The organism is Staphylococcus sp. 11007852, from assembly GCF_011394325.1.
Lineage (GTDB): Bacteria > Bacillota > Bacilli > Staphylococcales > Staphylococcaceae > Staphylococcus > Staphylococcus agnetis.
The window spans coordinates 1-19909 of record NZ_JAANBJ010000003.1 but is presented as its reverse complement, the minus strand read 5'-3'; the positions used below and the strand labels follow the sequence as shown (position 1 = coordinate 19909).

Sequence of the window (19909 nt, the reverse complement as noted above, 5' to 3'; positions counted from 1 at the left end):
ATTTTTTTAAATATCTCTTTTTCTTCTTTTCAATAAAACGAAACCAATTAGACTCATTAATCCAGCGACTAAGATTGGCTGGTGTCCAGATTCACTTCCTGTATGTGGAAGTTCCTCATGTAGATGATGCTTCTCTTCATGTTTCACATGCGCTTTTCCATTATTATTTACTTTATTAGATATTGTACTCATCACTTTAAATTTAGGTTTTTCATTTACAACCTTTGGTACGACTTCATCAGTCTTTGGTGATTTCTCTTTTTCTTCTTCCATTCTAGGCGAATCTTCTTTTACTTTTGGCGCTGGTTTTAATTCATTATCTTTCTTAGGCAAGTTATTTTCAGGTGTTTCCGGAATATCTGGTTGTTCCTCTTTTGGTTCATTTGGATGAGGCGGCTGAGTATCCTCTTCTTCTACAAGGACACCTTTCGTATGACCATTTTCTATCATAATTGTATCTTCTATAATTTCGATAGGATCATGTGCGCCGTTTTCAATAGATGGTCGATCATTATCAGTATCTTCTTCAAACGTCATATTGTTTGAACCATTTTCTGTGCCAATCTCACTTATAATATTAATAACGTTACTGTCTTCAACTTCTTCAATAGTTCCGTTAACTTCTCCTTTAATCTCACCATTACCTGTGTCTTCTTCAAAGTCAATCAAATGATTATCTTCAACAATGTCAATGATGCCATCAACATGACCCGTTTCACCTTCAGGAGTTGTGATTTCTACAATATCAATATGATGATTGTCTTCAATTTCTTCAATTTCTTCAATTACACCTTCAGCATGTCCAGAAATAGAAAGCGGTAACGTATTTTTATTTTCGAACTCAATTAAATGATTGTCAGTCATGTATTCCATTGTATCTTCTAATGTTGTATGGTCTGAAACAGCACCCGTAATGATACCTTTCGCTGTATCTTCTTCATATTCAATAACATCACTTGTGTGATTCGTTTGACCACCTCCCGCATGCGTATCTTCTTCAAATTCAATCACACCTGTAGCATGATTTGAACCATGAAGTGTATCTTCAACAATTTCAACAGGACGCGTATCTTCTGTTTCTTCAGTATATACATATTCCCCATTTCCAGATATCGTCTCTTGAGTCACATAATCTAAATCAATAGGTTGACCAGCTTGAATAATAGGCTCAGAAGGTTTATCCTTACCACTACCACTCGCATTGTTAGAGTAAAATTGAACACCATTATTCCAAGTTAGCGTGCTCGGATAGTAATAATAATTATTATAATAATAGCCTGATAACTGAGTTTGTAAATTTAAATTAGGTGCATTAACATCGTATTTACCATAATACTGAATCACATATGCTTCACCATTAAGTCTTTCAAAGTCTAATTTATATGAACCATCTGAAACATTTAGGTTCATAGTATGAGTCACATCTTCAAAATCATTCTTATTAAAGTCTACATAAACACTTTTAGCTAAATTTGATTGACCTTTATATTTATGAACTTTAATATTAGGTCGTTCATAGCCGTTATAATTACCTTCTGTAATTCTACCTGTTACAGATACTGAAGTCATATTTTTCTTTTCAGGATTAATGTAGGCAATATGGTTAATAGTTCCATTATTTTTGTCGAGTCTATCTATTCTACCATTTATACGCATCCCATTATTATCTCCAACACCATTTAAATATTGCACATTAAATTGTGATTCGGTTTTGGAGTTATTTATAGTAGTTGATACAGTTTGATTTCCAACGTTTAGAACTACTGATGGCTTAAAATATAAATTAATAGATAATTGAGCTTTAATATCTCTTCTATTTGTAACATAATTAGAAAACGTATATCTAATTGTTTTGTCGTTAAATAAATACCCTGTAGCAATAATCGAAGTATTATCTTTAATATCCGGCATATAACGCTTAGTACCAATACCCATTGTATCCACATTATCACTTAATTTAATGTCAAAATAATCTCCTTGTTTGATGCTATCATCAAACTTCAAGTTATAATCAAGCGTCACTCTTTCAGCTTGGTGAGGATTTATTGTTGTAGCACCATTTTGCCCTTTAATTGATCCTTGTTCAACGGTAACTTTATTAGATACATCTTGTCCTTGAATCACTTGTTTATTTTCAGTGCTTGTCTGTGTTGGCGACACTGTTCTTGGTGCGGCTACTTCAGTTGGCTTATTTTCATTTGAAGTGATTGCGCTCGGCTCTATAATTTCATCATTGTTTGTTTGATGTGAATTATAGCTTGCTTCTAATTTTGTCGACTCGTTTTGAGTTTCACTTTTAAGTAAACCTGTCTCTGCTTTAGTCCCTTCTAACGTCTCACTCTCTGAAGTTGTACTTTTATCAGACACTTCAATTGCCTGGTTCCCACTCGTTTCTGATGCGTGTGCTTCAGATTGATCAGTTACCCCAATCACTGCAATTGTGCCTAAAGCGATTGAAGCAGCTCCAATGCGATATTTTCTAATGCTGTACCTTTGTTTGTTGTTCATAATTTGCAAATCCACCTTTTAATATTTTTGATTAATAAAATAACTTTTATGCCCTGTAATATTTAAAAAAGACAATAAAAAAACTACTTCGCTCAAAGTAGTTTTCATCACTAAATATCTAACTTACAAAAATAATTATATAGCGTCATTTTTAGTTTTACAACATAGTTATATTAAATATACCTTAAGTGATTTTTAAATATGTTTAACACATTATAATTGCGTATATTGCGCCCTTTTTCCTTTTATACCAGTACTTTCACTGTCCTTCTAGCCTTCTAAAACCCTTAAATCTAAATTAAAATATAATAATTATTGGGATGTAATTGGTATTCACTCATAGAACTACAATCGTGATTATTTTTTAAATAGGGACGTTTAATGAATAAAAAAGAAGCTAAAACATTTGCTTTAGCTTCTTTGAATATTACATTTCTACTATCGTCATATTCTGTTTTCTCTTGTTAATAGGCGTTGATGAAGATAAACGCTTAATTATTAATTCTGGCATAGATATTTTTGATACGTAATGCATAGGTGCATGTTCTAAGTATTGACGGTAATGTCGGTAACAATAATCTGTCATTATCACACGATACGTATAGTCTCGTTTTAAACTGAATTGAGTTACTCGTTTGTTGACTGGTTTTGAGACATCTATCGTGAAATCGAATCCTTTCCAAAACAAGAAATGTGTCGGATCAATACCGTTTAAAGTAAGTGCATCATTTCCACTATGCAAATAAGCCACACTTTTTTCGATTAACATTTTAATAACTTCCCCACTTAATGTCAAATCTATCAAATGGTCAGGGTGAGGATAAATGTTAAAGATATCTTCATGTTGTAATGGCGTTACACATCCTTTTGAAGAAGGTAATGGTAAATGTACGCAACTGATATCAGTTGGATGCTCATTTTGGATGCTTTCATGTAACAATTCAATGAATGGATGCGGGTGTTTTAACAATTCCTCGAAAGCCGTAAACCGTGCATCTAGATGCAGTCCGTTTATCATCTTATTTTTCCAAGTTTGAACTGCTTTCCGATCATATTTAGTCATCTCTAATAATGCTTCATGTTCTTCGTATTGACTGAGCGTTACGATTTTTGGATTAATATCAATCGTCTCATAAGAAGATTGTCTACGTCTAAATGTTACTTCTACATGAACGAGATGTTCGCCGTTTTGTCCAGCCCGGACAACTAATGTGCCATCTTCATTTTCAATTGTCGTTTCTTGTTGGTGGCCTGTAATAAATAAATCTACAATCCCTATATTTCTCAACATTTCATCTGTTTTTGACTGATTAAGGTGTTGCGATGTGAAAACACCTCCGTGAAATAAGACTATGAGAAAGTCAGGTGCTTCAGCTTCATAAATATAACGAATCCAACGTTTTGCCGATACCGTTGCACGTTCAATCGCAATATCTTTCTCCATTTCAACGTTTTGATTTTTCACTAATGTTTCAGAAGTTAATCCAATCACTGCAATCCGTAAATCCTTAATTTTATGGATGATATACGGTGTTGAAAAATAAGGTTCATGCGTCATCGCATATTCAATATTGGCGGATAACCATGGAAAACGAGATAAAGCAATCGAACGATTTAAAAAATCTAAACCGAATTTAAATTCATCTGCACTTACACCACTCGCATCATACTCTAATGCGTTCATGACTTTTATCATCGGATGCCGTTTGTGTGGCGCGATTAACGCATAATAAAATGCGACAATATTTCCAGCTAAGCTCCCTCCATTATCCAGTAAAAGAACGTGCGGTTCACGTTCACGTACTTTTGAAACATACGTACCTGCACGATAAATATGGGAACCCACTTCATCGTTTAAAATATGACTATGAATATCGGATGTCGCTAATATGTTTAAACGTATCTCTTCATTTTGACGCATAAACAGAACTCCTTTTTGTCATTTGATTTTATTTTATCATAATTTAAAATGTGCAATCATTTGCCTTTTACTAATTTAATCATAGGTCAGAAATATCACTTCACATAAAAAAATGGGTATGAAAACAAAAGTTTCATCCCATTTCTAAAGTTTTGAATTTGTTATCCAATTTGAACACGTTCTTTAGGGAAATGAAATTTGGCTGGTTCCCGATTTCCACTGAACATGATAATAAATGATATAAGACCGACGCGTCCGATAAACATGAGACACATTAATACCACTTTTGACACGCCACTTAAATCTCCGGTTATCCCCGTTGACAAACCACATGTCCCGAATGCCGACATGATCTCAAAGTAAATATGAATGATATTAAATTGACGCCCTTCAACGAGAAGCATAATAAACATGCCTAAAAACGTGAGAAATATCGCAATCGCAAATACGGCGAAAGAGCGCTGTATATCTTGTGAATGAATTTCTCTGTTAAATGCTTTCACACCAGATTTTTCAGCATTTGGTTTGTAGTTAATTAAAAATAAAATAAGAATCGCAAATGTCGTCGTACGGATACCCCCACCTACTGAGCTTGGTGAAGACCCTATGAACATGAGCCCACCCATAAATAAGTTGGTCGCATCTGAAAATTGCGAAACGTCTATCGTTTGTAACCCGGCACTACGGGTTGTAGATGACTGAAAAAGTGCGTAGAAAAAGGATTCATGCCAGGAGTGACCTTTTAATACACCGTGACTTTCAATTAATAAAATCCCAATCATTCCTACGATTAAAATCGCTAAATACGTCACTGTTGTTATTTTAGTAAATAATGTAAATCGAAAGTTAGGAATACGATTGGTAATATACGCTTTTACTTCAAGCAATACTGGAAATCCAATAGAGCCAAGTATAATTAAAAAGATGATAATTGTTTGTACAAAATAGTCCGTCGCATAAGGTATTAAAGACTCCCCAGTTATATCCAAGCCACCATTTGTGGTTGCTGAAACTGAAACAAAAATCCCTTGAATAATAGATTCTTTAATATCGTGAATATCTCGGTAAAAATAAAATGAAAGTAAGATTGCGCCCACTGCTTCAATTAGCAACATCGCACGTACGATATCTATAATCAATTTTACCGTTCCACTCATCGATTCTTTATTGTTATCTAGCATGATTAATTGACGCTCTCGAATCCCGATATGTTTGCCTAATACGACCCATAACAACGTACCAATAGCCATTACACCAATACCACCAATATTTAAAATCAGTAAAATAATGATGTAACCAAACGTGGAATACGTTTCAGAAATATTGACAGGCGTTAGCCCTGTGACACTTACACCCGAAACAGCTACAAATAGGGTGTCAATCGGCGCCACTTTGACACCTGGTTTATGTACACCTGGGATATTTAACAATAAGAATGCGACAATAATCGCGACTAGATAATATAACACAATCCCTTGTTGTGGGCTTGCTTTTCTAAAAAGTTGGTTCACTATCGACACGATTGTTCACTCCACATTATTTCAATTTAAACGCAATGTTCTTTGTGTGACCTTGACGCATCACCTTTAATTTTAAAGGTTTAGATGTATCTGTATGTCTAAAAAGTTGTTGTTTATAAGTTAATGTATCTTTAATCGGCTGACCATCTAATTCTACTATTATATCATCTTTTTGTAATCCTGAATCTTTCGCAGGACTTTTATTTTCAATTTGTTTAACAATCACACCTTGATTAACGTCTTGTGGCAGTTTCAATGTTTGACGCTCATTTTCGGTTAATTCCGTAATATTTTGCATACCTAACCATGTATTAGGATACGTGATTTTACCATCTTTTTCCAATTGTTTTGCGACTTTAAGCGCATCATTGATCGGTATCCCAAAGGCCATTCCTTCCACATTTGGCATCGTAATTTTTAATGAAACGATACCTACGACATCACCATTTTGATCTATAATCGCGCCACCTGAATCTCCAGGATTAATAGGTGCATCAACTTGAAAAGCGCGAAGTAACATATCATATTGGTTATCTTTATCAATATCTACCGGCACATTTCGATTTAATCCTGAAATGATCCCTTCCCCGACTGAATTATAAAAATCTAATCCTAATGGATTTCCCATAACTATGATGGGCTCACCAAGCACCAATTTATCGGAATTACCCGTATGTATCGGTTTTAACTGTTTTGCCTTATGCGCCGGCACTTTTAAAACTGCAATATCTGACCATTTATCCGTACCGACAACCGTCGCTGAAACTTTCTTATCTGTTAAGTATGTTAGCGTCTGTGTTTTACTCGTACCGATGACATGCGCATTCGTTAAGATATAAAGAGAGTCGTCTACTTTTTTGTAGACGACACCTGATCCAGTTTCATTATTTTGTTGCGACTGATTTTTCACATCTTGAACGTTTACTGGCGTAGATTGTGACTGACTTTCAACAGCTACCACTGAATTTAAAGCCGCATTGGCATGTTCCATCGTTTTCGTTATTTGTTTATGGGTACCTTGTTCTTTTTGTTGATGTTCAAGCGTAGTACGTACATTATCATCACTTCGATTAACATTATTAAAAATAGCGAACAAGAGCACTAAAATGAGTATGGCTGCTAAGACAATTAGGATTTTTGCCCATTCTTTAGTAATGAATTGTGTGATTTTTTCAGTCCAATCTTTTTTTGCAGAATAGCGATGTTTGTCTTGTTCATCACGTAAAACGTTGTTATCGTGCTTTGAAGACGTTTCAGATGTTTGAGAACGTTTTTTATTTTCAGTTGGAGTATGTTTTTTGATTTCTTGCGCTTGCTGTTTATATAAGTTCGATTGTAGCGCGTCATTTTGATTCGAAGCCGATTGTTCAGCATGTGTATCATTTTCATGAAGTTGACCTGTATTGACTTTGTCTTCATGTGTAATTTTTTCGATACGTGCTTTTCTTAAATTATCTTTCACACGCTCTTCATTATTTTTCACTTGTGCTTTTTCACGCTCTTTTTTTAAGCGTGTCGCTTCCTCTTCTGCTTTAATGCGCGCTTCACGTTCATCATTATGGAAAAATTCACGTCTTTTACGTTTATATTTGTGTCGTGGAATGACATGTTTTTTATCTTGATCCAATGTTCACGTCCTCCTCAATATCGTGTGCTTAAATATTATTATGACATATTGGCCTTCAAATTTCTTTAATAATCTATCCATAATTGTTAAAAATTTATGATACCTATCGTTAGATCATCGTTTCCAAGTAAAGCCGTCACCATAATAAAAAGCGAGGCTGTTCGTGCCTCGCTTTTCATCAATCTATTTTGTTTGTTTTTTATTTTTTTTAACTGAAGTCAACCAACCGATGACAACTAATCCAATCATGACAACCCAGAATATAATCTGCCATAAAGTTGAGTGTGGAAAGTCATGTGGAATCACTGCGATATCTTTATGCGCCAATACTAACACGACCAATTTAATACCAACCCAGCCTACAATGGCAAATGCTGCACCTTCTAAGCCTGGATATTTATTAAGCAATTCTACAAAAACAGTTGCTGCATAACGCATTAAAATAACACCAATCAAGCCACCAAGGAACATGACACCGAATTGACCTGCATCCATACCACCAAAATGCACACCTAATTTTGGTAACGTCACAGCAATTGCTAATGCCGCGAGCATAGAATCAATTGCGAAAGCGATATCTGCAAATTCAACTTTAGCGACTGTCCCCCAAAATTCTTTTGCACTCACTTCTTTTTCAGCGCCAGATTCATCAAAATGATGGTCATCATTATCTGGTGTATCCTCATGGTGATTTTTACTTTTGTAAAACTGGTACAGATTTTTAATTGACATGTAAATTAAATAAACAGCACCTGCTGCTTGTATCCACCAAAAGTTCACTAAAATACTAATCAAGAATAATGCAATAAAACGGAAAACAAATGCTCCTAACAAACCATAAAACAAGGCCTTTTTACGTTGTTTTGGCGGTAAATGTTTAACCATAACTGCCATAACCACTGCATTATCTGCTGCAAGTAAACCTTCTAAAAAAACAAGGACTAAGACAACGCCTGCATAGGTTAACAATATCGTTAAATCCAAACTAATTCCTCCTATTATATGAGATTTATCGATGAAATCATTTTATTTCAAGTCGACGCTCATTTACTTTTGCATAATTAAAGAGACCCATGCTAAATACATAGCAAAGGTCTCACTCAGCAAAAATATTGCCCGCTTTACCGGAAGAAAATTCTTCGTAATGACGACAAAGCGTTTTTAACGTTAAACGTTAAACAAGTTACTCCCCTCTGACAAAACTGTCATAGGTATTTAATTATGATGTGATTATTATACCCAATTCGATGAGAAAAAAACAACCATTTATTTAAATTTGGAAATACTATTACAATAAACTATACAATTCAATTTCAGGGAATTTATCTTCAAACCAACGTGTCGCAAATTCATTTTCAAATAAAAATACTTTATTATCATAACGGTCATTTACAAGTATTGAACGACTTGTATTCATTTTTTCTTGAATGTCGTCTTCATTATGAATCCAACGTGCAATCTTTTTACCTACCGGCTCCATGACCACATCCACGTTGTATTCATTTTTCATGCGATGTTCAAACACTTCAAACTGTAATTGACCAACCGCACCTAAAATGACTTGGTTTGTATGTGGTGATTTATAATACTGTATCGCACCTTCTTGAACTAATTGTTCAATACCTTTGTGAAAATGTTTTTGTTTCATTACATTCTTAGCCGACACTTTCATAAAGATTTCTGGTGTAAATTGTGGTAAAGCTTTGAAATTAAATTTTTGATTTCCACCCACTAACGTATCACCAATTTGATAATTCCCAGTGTCATATAACCCAATAATATCACCTGCAACTGCGTGATTTACAGTCTCTTTATCATCTGCCATAAATGTCGTTGAACGTGTAATTTTTTGTTTTTTATTTGTACGCTGTAACTTAACATCCATACCACGTTCAAAGGCACCACTTACAACACGCATAAATGCGATTCGGTCACGGTGACGCGGGTCCATGTTCGCTTGAATCTTAAAAATAAACCCAGAAAATTGATCATCAAAAGGGCTGACATCGATATCTTCTTCAGTTTGACGCGCATGTGGCATTGGTGCATGATCAACATAGGCGTTTAAGAAATTTTGAACACCAAAATTTGCAAGTGCTGAGCCAAAGAATACAGGTGTTAAATCGCCTTGCTTTAAAGCCTCTGTATCAAACGCTTCTCCAGCTTCATCAACTAACATTAATTCTTCAATCGCTTGTTGGAACACACTATCTTGCGCAATATCATGAGCTTCTTCAAGTTCATAATCTTCATTAATGTGTAAAATATTCTCTTCATCTCTAAAAGGCTCAATCGTACGTTCTTTACGGTCAATAATACCAAAGAAATTTTGTCCCATACCAATAGGCCAGTTCATTGGATACGTTTCAATACCAAGTGTCGTTTCAATTTCATCAAGTAAGTCAAAAGGATCTTTACCTACACGGTCCAATTTGTTAATGAAGGTAAAAATAGGAATGCCACGCATTTTACATACTTTGAATAATTTAAGTGTTTGTGGCTCAATCCCCTTTGCACAGTCGATGACCATGACCGCACTGTCTACCGCCATCAGTGTACGATACGTGTCTTCTGAAAAGTCTTCGTGACCTGGTGTATCAAGGATGTTAATTTTATAATGATCATAATCAAACTGCATTACAGAACTTGTAACTGAAATACCACGTTCTTGTTCAACTTTCATCCAGTCACTTGTCGCAAATTTACCTGTCTTTTTACCTTTAACTGTCCCCGCTTCACGAATGGCCCCACTAAAATATAATAGTTTTTCTGTTAATGTTGTTTTCCCGGCATCCGGATGCGAAATGATTGCAAACGTTTTGCGGGATTGAATTTCATCTTTAATACTCATCATTGTTCTCCTTTATACTTCTTGTAACCAATGCGTTATACGTAAAGCAAGGGTGTTCGCTTCATCCTCATCAATGACATTGAATAAGTGGACAAACAAACGTTCAGTTAAACTTTCGCCATATAACGCTTCATCAATTAAAATTGACCAATTTAAATCTGGAATAGAAACTACATAATAATCCTCTTTTTTATTTTGGTAAATAAAAACTTTTGCAGAATAATGGTCGCTATGCGATTCTCTAATTTTCAACAGGACCACCTCCAAATTTTTTATAAGCCGCTTCAAGACCGATTAAGTCATCACGATGTGGGACTTTTACGTGTCCTGGCATAATTTGATACGGTTCACGCCCTTTTGATGCCAAAACGACTGTATCTCCTGGCTCTGCAACATCAATCGCGTGTTTAATTCCTTCAGCACGGTCTGTAAATTCAATATAGTTATTATGCGTGGCACCTTTTGCTAACTCTGCAGTAAGCATTTTAGGGTCGTCATTTGCTGGATTATCTGGCGTGAAAATCACATAATCAGCACGTGAGGCAACACGCCCCATTTCCGGTGTTTTCGTTAAATCGCGTTCACCTGCCATCCCCACAAGAAAGATAAGCTTTTGTTTAACAAACGGTTTCACAGCATCAATAAGCTTTGTCATACCATCTGCCGTATGAGCATAATCGATAATTAAATCAATCGGCAAATCAGAGTCAAGTACTTCTAGACGTCCTTCTACAGGTTCTAAATCAGCCACAATGCGCGTAATGGTTTCTAAATCAGTGCCTTTTACCCAAACACCTAACATTGCTGCCATTAAGTTCGCGATATTAAAACGGCCTACATATGGTGATCTCACGGAATATGTCCCAAATGGCGTAACAAAGTCGAATGTAACCCCTTGTAGTGTTTCGTGAATATTCGTTGCCATAAATTGCGCTTCATTATCTATACCATATGTGAGTGTCTCATATGGTGTCACTTCCATTAAATATTGAGAAAATGAATCATCTGCATTCACAATTGCATATTTGTCTTGGGATAAATCTTGACCTAATTGACTAAATAATAACGACTTCGCATGACCATAAGCTTCCATAGTACCGTGAAAGTCGAGGTGATCTTGTGTTAAATTAGAAAAAATAGCGACATCAAATGTGACACCTCTTAAACGTCCTAGCGTTAAACCGTGTGAAGACACTTCCAATGTCATAGCCTCTGCGCCAGCTTCTACAGCTTCATTTAAACGCTTAGTTAATGAAACGGTTTCTGGTGTCGTATTCGCGCCTTTTGTTATTTTTTCATTAATTTGAAACCCATTTGTACCTAAATAGGCACTTCCTTTACCTAATTTACGGTAAATGTGATGAATCATCGTTGCGATAGATGTTTTACCATTAGTTCCTGTTACACCTATAGTAGTTAACTTTTGGCTAGGGTAATGATAGAGTTGATGCGCAAGATGACTGGCAACTCTTAACGTATCAGGAACTATAATTTGAGTGACATCGCCTTCTAACGTAAGCGCGCGGTTAACGACAATTAAACGACACCCTGCATCTACAACTTGTTGCGCGAATCGATGACTGTCTACAGTATAGCCTTCTGAAGCCACAAAAATGCTCCCCACTTTAGCAGTCCTAGAATCCGTAGTAATATCAACAACATCACGGTCTAACGTTCCAATCACTTTTTTGATTAAAATTTTCTCAAATAATCGTTGCGCATTCACTTAAATCTCTCCTTTTAGTTACACTCACTCATTATACACTTTTCTCTTTAAAATCATATATGAACCAGCACATTTTTACTATTGAAACGTGCACTTGAGATCGGATATTTTATTATTTTAATTTTCTCAACTTAACATCATGAGATGTCTCCATACATCAACCTACTACAGACGTATTCACTTTTTTGTTGTGTCTATGTTATGTATATATTAAAATATAATAATGGATTTGTTTACGTAAAAATAATTTAAAGTTACACATACGTGATTTATAGGTAACTGAATATCATTTTTCACGTTTAATGTACCAATATAAACATGAAACGTATTAAAAATTTTAACATCTATTACTATAGATTAAAATTGTAATAATTTTGTTAGGATTAAAATAATCTTTTCACAAACAAACAATAATAAGTTACACTAAATGTGTATCCAAAGGTATTTATCAACATATCTGTTGCAATATTCTGTAAGACACAGAAAACTTTTAATGGAGGGTGGCCAATCATGGTGACACAAAAGAAAAAATTATTAATCATTACTGGGTCATTTGGTAACGGACATATCCAAGTCACTAACAGCATTGTAGAACAACTCAACAACCTCAAACTAGATAACCTATCTGTGATTTCACATGATTTATTCTTAGAGGCGCATCCTATACTTACAACTTTAACTAAAAAGTGGTATATCAATAGTTTTAAATATTTTCGACGCATGTATAAAGCATTTTACTATAGTCGTCCTGACGAATTAGATAAGTGTTTTTATAAATACTATGGTTTGAACAAATTGTTGAATCTACTTTTAAAAGAGAAACCTGATTTAATTTTATTAACATTCCCTACCCCTGTAATGTCCGTGCTTACAGAACAATTCAATATGAATATACCTATTGCAACAGTAATGACTGACTATCGCATGCACAAAAACTGGATTACACCAAATTCTGCGCGCTATTATTTAGCGACGCATGATTTAAAATCTGAATTTGAAAATATTGGTGTTCCCTCAGAAACGATTAAAGTAACTGGCATTCCTATCTCAGAAAAATTCGAAACACAAATCGATACTTCTGCTTGGCTTTCACAACATCATTTAGATCCAAATGCGCAAACAATTTTAATGTCAGCAGGCGCTTTTGGCGTATCAAAAGGCTTTGACCAAATGATACAACGCATTTTAGATGAGAGCCCGAATGCACAAGTCGTGATGGTATGTGGTAAAAGTAAAGAATTAAAACGGCAATTATCATCTACATTCAAAAATAACCCTAAAGTGTGCATTTTAGGTTTTACAAAACATATGAACGAGTGGATGGCTTGTAGTCAAATGATGATTACAAAACCTGGTGGCATTACGATTTCAGAAGCTCTTACGAGACAAGTACCAATGATTTTCTTAAATCCTGCCCCTGGACAAGAGTTAGAGAATGCCTACTACTTTGAAGAAAAAGGTTTTGGTCATATCGCCTATACACCTGATGAAGCGATTGATATCGTGACACGCTTAACACATCAACCGCAACAACTTAAAACAATGGTAGAAACGATGTCATCATTAAGAACACGGTACGCCACTCAACGTTTATGCGAGGATTTATTAGATTTACTTTATGATGCTACTGAATACGAAAAAGTTTACGGAAAGGTTCCTTTATATGCAAAATTACTCGTCAAATAACGATAACTACATGAAAAATTTTTATTTACTACTAGTTATCCTCTTTTTGATGGAATTTGCGCGCGGTATGTTTGTATTAAGTTATTTACCTTTGTTACCGACTGCTACAAGCATCGCAGTCGGTATCACTTCTGTCGCAGTTTCCATCCATTTTATTGCAGATTCAATTTCTAACTTTATCGTAGGATTTGTGTTAAAGCGTTTAGGCACAAAAATTGTGTTAACAGTTGGATTCATTCTTGCATTAATGAGTCTATTTCTGATTATATGGTTTCCTACAGCACCGTTCGTTCTGATTTTAAGTGCGTTAATGTTAGGTATAGCCGTGTGTCCAATTTGGGTAATTATGCTTGCCAACGTGCAAGAAACTACACGTGGAAAGCAAATGGGCTATGTATATTTCGCATGGCTTGCTGGTTTATTATCCGGTATGATTGCTATGAATTTAATCTTTAAAGCCCATCCAACGCATTTTAACTTTATTATGACGTTATGTGTAGCTATCGCTTTTTTATTATATATGTTTGTGAAAGTGACATTAACTGCATATAATCCTAAAAATGTTAAACAGCAGTTAAGACAAATTGTTAGTGTTTCTAAAAGGCATTTAATCTTATTCCCAGGAATTTTAATCCAAGGTATCGCAATTAGCGCCTTGATTCTTGTACTTCCTATTTATGCGATTAATATGATTGGTGTTTCAACCGTAGAATACACCCTTGCAATCGTTATTGGTGGCATTGGTTGTACGATTTCAATGTTATTCTTATCTAAGATTATCGATCATTATTCAAAATCATTCATGCATGGTGTCATTTTCTTTGGCTTTTTTATATATGCCAGTGCGATTCTTTCATTCGCATTTATTCATCAAATCATGATCGTTTGGATAATAGCCTTTTTTATAGGGTTGCTCTACGGATTACTTCTTCCAGCTTGGAATACGTTTATGGCGAGTTTCATCCATCCAAGTGAACAAGAGGAAACTTGGGGTGTGATTAATAGTATCCAAGGATTTGGGGCAATGATTGGCCCATTACTAGGGGGACCAATTTCTCAATTTACAGGTAGCCCTGTATACACATTTTACTTTGCAGCGTTGCTCATTTACTTTTTAGCCTTCTTCTATGGCATATATTTTTTAAAGCAGCATCGCCATTCATAATATAAAAAAGGACACGAAACATTATGTTTTTTCGTGTCCTTTTTCGATGTGTGCGATCGCTTCAGGTTTAAATTCACTTTGACAATCGACACAATAAAAACGCTGACCTTTTTTCTTATAAATTAGCCATATGATACCTAATATGATCGCATATACAGTTAACACAAGTAAGCTTCCGAAAAGGTTTTTAGCAAGCGCACCCGAACTGATATATACAATACACTGAATTCCAAAAAAGATTGTCGTAAAAATGACTAATAGCAAAAGACAACCGCTTTTCGTTTCTCCTATTCGTTCCGACTGGCATTTCGGACAATGTATAAGTGTCATATCCCCCACTCCATTTCTATATTGCAATATTTAATTTCATTATACATGTAAACATGTGGTAGAGATATGCATTTTCAAAAAAATACACATTTTTCGCTCTAAAAAGCTTAAAATGTGTATCCCATCCTATTTTTCAATTTATCATTCAAAGAAGCATCTCAATTTAAGCAAATGTATAGGTTTCTATTTCTTCCCATTTCTCTGCATCATCGTTATATTTCATAAGAGACAATTTATCAATGACTTCTTTGTGATCAATACCAGCTAAACGCACTTGACCATAGATATCTTCAAATTCTTGGCTCGTAAGACCTTGAGCAATAGTAAAATGTGGCACAAATGGATGCTCAGCTTCACCGTAAAAATCATCACCATCAAAACGATCAAATAAATCCTGTAATTCATCTGTTTTTTCAACTTTGAAATAAATCACATTTGTCGTCGGCGCAAAATTCGATGCTTTCGTCGCGTGAACCGTAAGAGGTTGAACGCCTTCAATACGTTTTTGAATTTCTTGTTTAATCGTATCTAAAGCATGATCATCGACTTCAAATCGACTTTTAACAGTGACATGTGGTTTAATTTTTGTGTAATGTTTATCATAGCGTTTACGATATGCATTGACCTCATCTTGAAACGCTTGTGACGGAATTAACGCTAACCCTAGAATCATTGAAATTCCTCCTTTGTTTGTCCTTGAATCTATTATAGCAAAAATTTATATCATTGGTTACTTAAAAAGTATTTTAACAATTCTGGTAGTTCCTTTTTCCACGTTTTCCAGTTGTGTCCTCCATCTAATTCTTTATAAAAATAGGTCGCTTCTGTTTCTGAAATACGTGTATGCATCTCTCTATTAGGTGTAAGAAAATCTGCACGTTTACCATTTGTTGGAAGTTCAAAATCCTTTTCTTCTTTGCCAATGACATGCCAAATAGATAAGGCATTCATAAATTGACAACGCTTTATTAATGCGTCCACCATCCCATCGTAGTGTGGGCTTAATACCCCCACTTGACTCATCACACGTGGATATGACAAGGCCGTCAGCAACGCGATGCTTCCTGCCAAACTATCACCTAATAATAGACGTGCATTCCCTACTCTATATGTTGGGAATGTCTCATCTATCCAAGGTAAAATTTCGCGTGCTACCGCTTGAACAGTTTGTGATGCTTTTTTACCTTGTGGATGAAATTCAATCCGTCGCTTTTCAACATTTTCATAATGAAAACCAACAATAATCGCACGTTCAATTTCACGTTTTTGTCTTAAGCGTTCATATACGCGATGAATTTGACCAAATCTTAAAAAATCGCGTCCATCAAAACAAAAAATCACCTTACTTTTATAAAGATCAGAGTAGTCCTCTGGTAAATAAACAGACAATGTAACCTGCCTATCTAAGATGTCACTTTGAACATCTAATGTCGTTATTTTGCCAGGTTTAAAATCAGACATCATTAAAGCGCCCCCTATACGAATTCATAACTATTGTATCAAGAGACGCTTTACTTGTTAACTAGACAGTGCTATACATAAATATTTACCCTATTTGTCATTTATTACGTTGTTATATTTGTTGAATTATTTATTGTTCATCGTCCGGATTGTAATTTTGTTCTTTTAAACGTCGTGGATAATCCTCTAACCAGAATTTAGCTGTTGGTAATTCTTGTGCATCTGGACGGTAAATGGCAGTTTTTCCTGTGCCATATTTTTTCTTATGCTGTTCGAAGTCTTTCAATGCTTTTAGGGCAGGCTTACATAAAATCCATATTGCGATAATATTCAGCCACGCCATCATACCGACACCTAGATCACCTAACGCCCAAGCAACGTCAGCTGTTTTAATTGAGCCATATGCAGTAGCGGCAATGAGTAGAATTCGAATAACATTACGCCATAATTTGTTCTGTTTTTTGGCTATTCTATTGGTAATATAGCTGACATTGGTTTCAGCCATATAGTAATACGCTAAAATTGTCGTGAATGCAAAGAAGAATAGTGCGATTGCAATAAAGTAAGACCCTAAACCAGAGAACGTTGGATCAAAGTGATAATTTGATCCTTGGAAAGCTTTATCAATACCTGCTTGAGCATACATTGCTGTTCCTGAATAATCTTTAGTACCATCAGCATTTTGAACGTAAATACCTCCATTTTCAATTAATCCTGGACGTCCATCTGCTGCTGTCGTACCATCTGTCGTATTATATGTACCAGATATTAAAATGATTAAAGCTGTGGCTGTACATACAAATAATGTATCTACATATACTGAAAATGCTTGAACTAGGCCTTGCTTTGCTGGGTGAGATACTTCAGCTGCAGCAGCGGCATGTGGTCCTGTACCTTGGCCGGCTTCGTTTGAATATAATCCACGTTTAACACCGATTTCAATCATCGCACCAATAATTCCACCAAAAGCGGCTTCCATACCAAATGCTGATTTGAAAATTAATGCAAATAATGCAGGTACTTCTGTGATATTAAGTGCGATAATCACGAGTGCCATTAAAATATAAATGATTGCCATAAAAGGTACGACCGCTGTTGCGACTTTCGCAATCCATTTGACACCACCAAAAATAATTAATGCCAGAATAATAATGAGTGCTACCGCAATAACCCATGCTGGAATGCCAAAAGCATTATGCATTGAACTTGCTATCGCATTAGACTGTACCCCGGGCAGTAATAAGCCTACAGAAATGATAGTAACTACCGCAAATAACAACCCGTATGCTTTACCAAATTTCCCCTTAATCCCCTGTTCTATGTAATAGGCTGGACCACCGCGATATTCACCATCTTCTTCTTTTTTAAAAATTTGACCGAGTGTGGATTCTATAAATGCTGTACCTGCACCTAAAAACGCTGTTGCCCACATCCAAAAAACAGCACCTGGACCACCAATAAATATCGCCGTTGAAACCCCAACAATATTACCTGTTCCCACACGTCCTGCAAGCGACAATGCAATGGCTTGGAAACTTGAAATTCCGGTTGGAGATTTTTCTCCTTGGAACATCAGTCGAATCATTTCTTTAAAATGCCTTACTTGTAAAAACCGTGTCATTAAACTAAACAAAATCCCTGTGAGTAAGAGACCATAGACGAGTGGTTTACTCCATACAATTTCATTTAACCACCCCACGATTGCTTCAACCATAAACATACCCCCATGTTTTCTGAAAAGATTAAAATTTTCAGATAAATATGCACTCATTATAACGGTAAATTATAATCCGTGCAACTCAATTCAAAATTTAGTATTTGTATTTTTATTCACAAATATTTGTTTCATCACACCCAAAATTGGGCTATACTGAAGTGTAACAAATTTATAAGGAGGCACATCTTATGACAAATAAAGTGTGGTTTCGTACGGGTGTTGCTTTATTAATACTTTTCCTTTTAATAAAGCTCTTTTTAGAAATCAATCACATTTTTATGCCACTCATTATTATCGTGCAGTCAGTATTATTACCCTTATTAATGGGTGGGTTTTTATTTTACATATGTTTACCTTTTCAAAAAATGCTTGAAAAAAGGCATGTTCCAAGATGGGCAAGTATTACGATTATTCTTTTAGGATTAATGGCCATTATTGGTGCCATTATCGGAATCGTTGGTCCGGTTATTACGAGTCAGGTTCAGAATTTAATTAAAAACATTCCAACGATTCAACGTGAAGCTCAAGGCTTAATTAACTTTGTCCTCGATCAACGCGATCGTTTACCATCAAATGTGACTGATAAGATTAATAGCATGATCTCTCAAGTAGGTTCATATACAACGGATATTTTATCCAATTCTTTCAATATTATTAGCAGTATCATCTCGACACTATTTTTACTTATCTTAGTTCCATTTTTCTTGATTTTTATGTTAAAAGATCACGAACGTTTTATTCCTGCCATTGCACGTATTTTTAATGGTGATCGCAAAATCTTTGTAGTAAATCTGTTAACAGATTTAAACCACACGTTAAAATCATATATTCAAGGTCAAGTCATGGTGAGCTTAATTCTAGGTGTTATTTTATTTATCGGCTATAGTCTCATCGGACTAGAATATACGGTTTTACTCGTCATGTTCGCAATTATTACAAATATGATTCCATTTTTAGGGCCATGGATGGCATTTTTACCTGCTGGCATATTAGGTCTTATTCAAAGTCCAACAACTTTTGTATGGGTATGTGTTGTCACATTGGTTGCGCAACAGCTTGAAGGTAATGTCATCACACCAAATGTCATGGGTAAATCACTTAACATTCATCCTTTAACAATCATTATTGTAATTTTGGCTTCAGGTAGCTTAGGCGGCTTTGGTTTAATTTTAGTTGCCGTACCGTTATATGCCGTATTGAAAACAATCGTACGTAATGTTTTCAAATACAGACATCAAATTATGTTAAAAGCAAGAAGTAACGTCGACGAGCACCACACTCATACCAAAATTTGACTAAAGCTTTAACATCAACAGAAAAAGGGGCTGGGACATAGGGTTTCAGCTTCCAAGAAAAACACCACAAAAATCACTTCAAAAGATTTTGTGGTGTTTTTT

At 35.2% G+C, this 19909-nt stretch carries 15 protein-coding genes and 1 riboswitch; of the genes, 3 read left to right on the top strand and 12 right to left on the bottom strand.

The window, feature by feature from the left end; genetic code table 11:
• Window positions 1-6 precede the first annotated feature (6 nt).
• From G8Y85_RS00490 to G8Y85_RS00455, 8 genes are all read right to left on the bottom strand, one after another.
• Window positions 7-2508 (bottom strand): fibrinogen-binding adhesin SdrG C-terminal domain-containing protein, encoded by a 2502-nt coding sequence (locus G8Y85_RS00490; protein ID WP_165805259.1) that lies wholly within the window; start codon window positions 2506-2508, stop codon window positions 7-9.
• 427 nt (window positions 2509-2935) lie between these two features.
• A complete protein-coding gene (locus tag G8Y85_RS00485; protein WP_165805258.1) occupies window positions 2936-4429 on the bottom strand; it encodes a bifunctional metallophosphatase/5'-nucleotidase in 1494 nt (497 codons plus the stop codon).
• 161 nt (window positions 4430-4590) lie between these two features.
• Entirely contained in the window at window positions 4591-5949 is a 1359-nt protein-coding gene (locus tag G8Y85_RS00480) for a TrkH family potassium uptake protein (RefSeq protein ID WP_060550698.1), read from the bottom strand.
• Window positions 5950-5965: 16 nt separating this feature from the next.
• Entirely contained in the window at window positions 5966-7576 is a 1611-nt protein-coding gene (locus G8Y85_RS00475; protein WP_165805257.1) for a S1C family serine protease, read from the bottom strand.
• A gap of 183 nt (window positions 7577-7759) precedes the next feature.
• On the bottom strand, window positions 7760-8560 hold the full coding sequence (locus G8Y85_RS00470; protein ID WP_037565930.1) for a TerC family protein: 801 nt from the start codon (window positions 8558-8560) through the stop codon (window positions 7760-7762).
• A 118-nt stretch (window positions 8561-8678) separates the two neighbouring features.
• Window positions 8679-8782, bottom strand: a riboswitch (yybP-ykoY riboswitch).
• 82 nt (window positions 8783-8864) lie between these two features.
• A complete protein-coding gene (locus tag G8Y85_RS00465) occupies window positions 8865-10427 on the bottom strand; it encodes a peptide chain release factor 3 (protein WP_060550695.1) in 1563 nt (520 codons plus the stop codon).
• A gap of 12 nt (window positions 10428-10439) precedes the next feature.
• Window positions 10440-10688 (bottom strand): YueH family protein, encoded by a 249-nt coding sequence (locus tag G8Y85_RS00460; RefSeq protein WP_425338450.1) that lies wholly within the window; start codon window positions 10686-10688, stop codon window positions 10440-10442.
• Window positions 10669-12153, bottom strand: coding sequence for a UDP-N-acetylmuramoyl-L-alanyl-D-glutamate--L-lysine ligase (locus G8Y85_RS00455; protein ID WP_107370962.1), 1485 nt, complete (start codon window positions 12151-12153; stop codon window positions 10669-10671). The genes G8Y85_RS00460 and G8Y85_RS00455 overlap by 20 nt, the downstream gene beginning before the upstream one ends.
• A gap of 510 nt (window positions 12154-12663) precedes the next feature.
• On the opposite strand from G8Y85_RS00455, the gene G8Y85_RS00450 reads away from it, so the two are divergent.
• Complete coding sequence (locus tag G8Y85_RS00450) at window positions 12664-13839, top strand: diglucosyl diacylglycerol synthase (RefSeq protein ID WP_107401498.1); 1176 nt, start codon at window positions 12664-12666, stop codon at window positions 13837-13839.
• Window positions 13817-15004, top strand: coding sequence for a lipoteichoic acid biosynthesis MFS flippase LtaA (gene ltaA, locus G8Y85_RS00445; RefSeq protein WP_037565921.1), 1188 nt, complete (start codon window positions 13817-13819; stop codon window positions 15002-15004). Before G8Y85_RS00450 ends, ltaA begins: the two co-directional genes overlap by 23 nt.
• 21 nt (window positions 15005-15025) lie before the next feature.
• Here ltaA and G8Y85_RS00440 read toward each other — a convergent pair whose 3' ends face one another.
• The 4 genes from G8Y85_RS00440 to G8Y85_RS00425 all read right to left on the bottom strand — a co-directional run bounded on the left by G8Y85_RS00440 (window position 15026) and on the right by G8Y85_RS00425 (window position 18509).
• The gene (locus G8Y85_RS00440; RefSeq protein WP_165805255.1) at window positions 15026-15334 is read right to left on the bottom strand and encodes a hypothetical protein; all 309 of its coding nucleotides are present in this window, start codon (window positions 15332-15334) and stop codon (window positions 15026-15028) included.
• A 163-nt stretch (window positions 15335-15497) separates the two neighbouring features.
• Window positions 15498-16007, bottom strand: coding sequence for a 2'-5' RNA ligase family protein (locus G8Y85_RS00435; RefSeq protein WP_060550692.1), 510 nt, complete (start codon window positions 16005-16007; stop codon window positions 15498-15500).
• A gap of 50 nt (window positions 16008-16057) precedes the next feature.
• Window positions 16058-16795: an esterase family protein gene (locus tag G8Y85_RS00430; RefSeq protein ID WP_165805260.1), complete on the bottom strand. Its 738-nt coding sequence runs from the start codon at window positions 16793-16795 to the stop codon at window positions 16058-16060.
• Between the two features lie 130 nt (window positions 16796-16925).
• Entirely contained in the window at window positions 16926-18509 is a 1584-nt protein-coding gene (locus G8Y85_RS00425; RefSeq protein ID WP_060550691.1) for an alanine/glycine:cation symporter family protein, read from the bottom strand.
• A gap of 191 nt (window positions 18510-18700) precedes the next feature.
• Between G8Y85_RS00425 and cozEa the strand changes: the two genes are divergently transcribed.
• Window positions 18701-19807 (top strand): lipoteichoic acid biosynthesis protein CozEa, encoded by a 1107-nt coding sequence (gene cozEa / locus G8Y85_RS00420; protein ID WP_103346452.1) that lies wholly within the window; start codon window positions 18701-18703, stop codon window positions 19805-19807.
• Window positions 19808-19909: the final 102 nt, after the last annotated feature.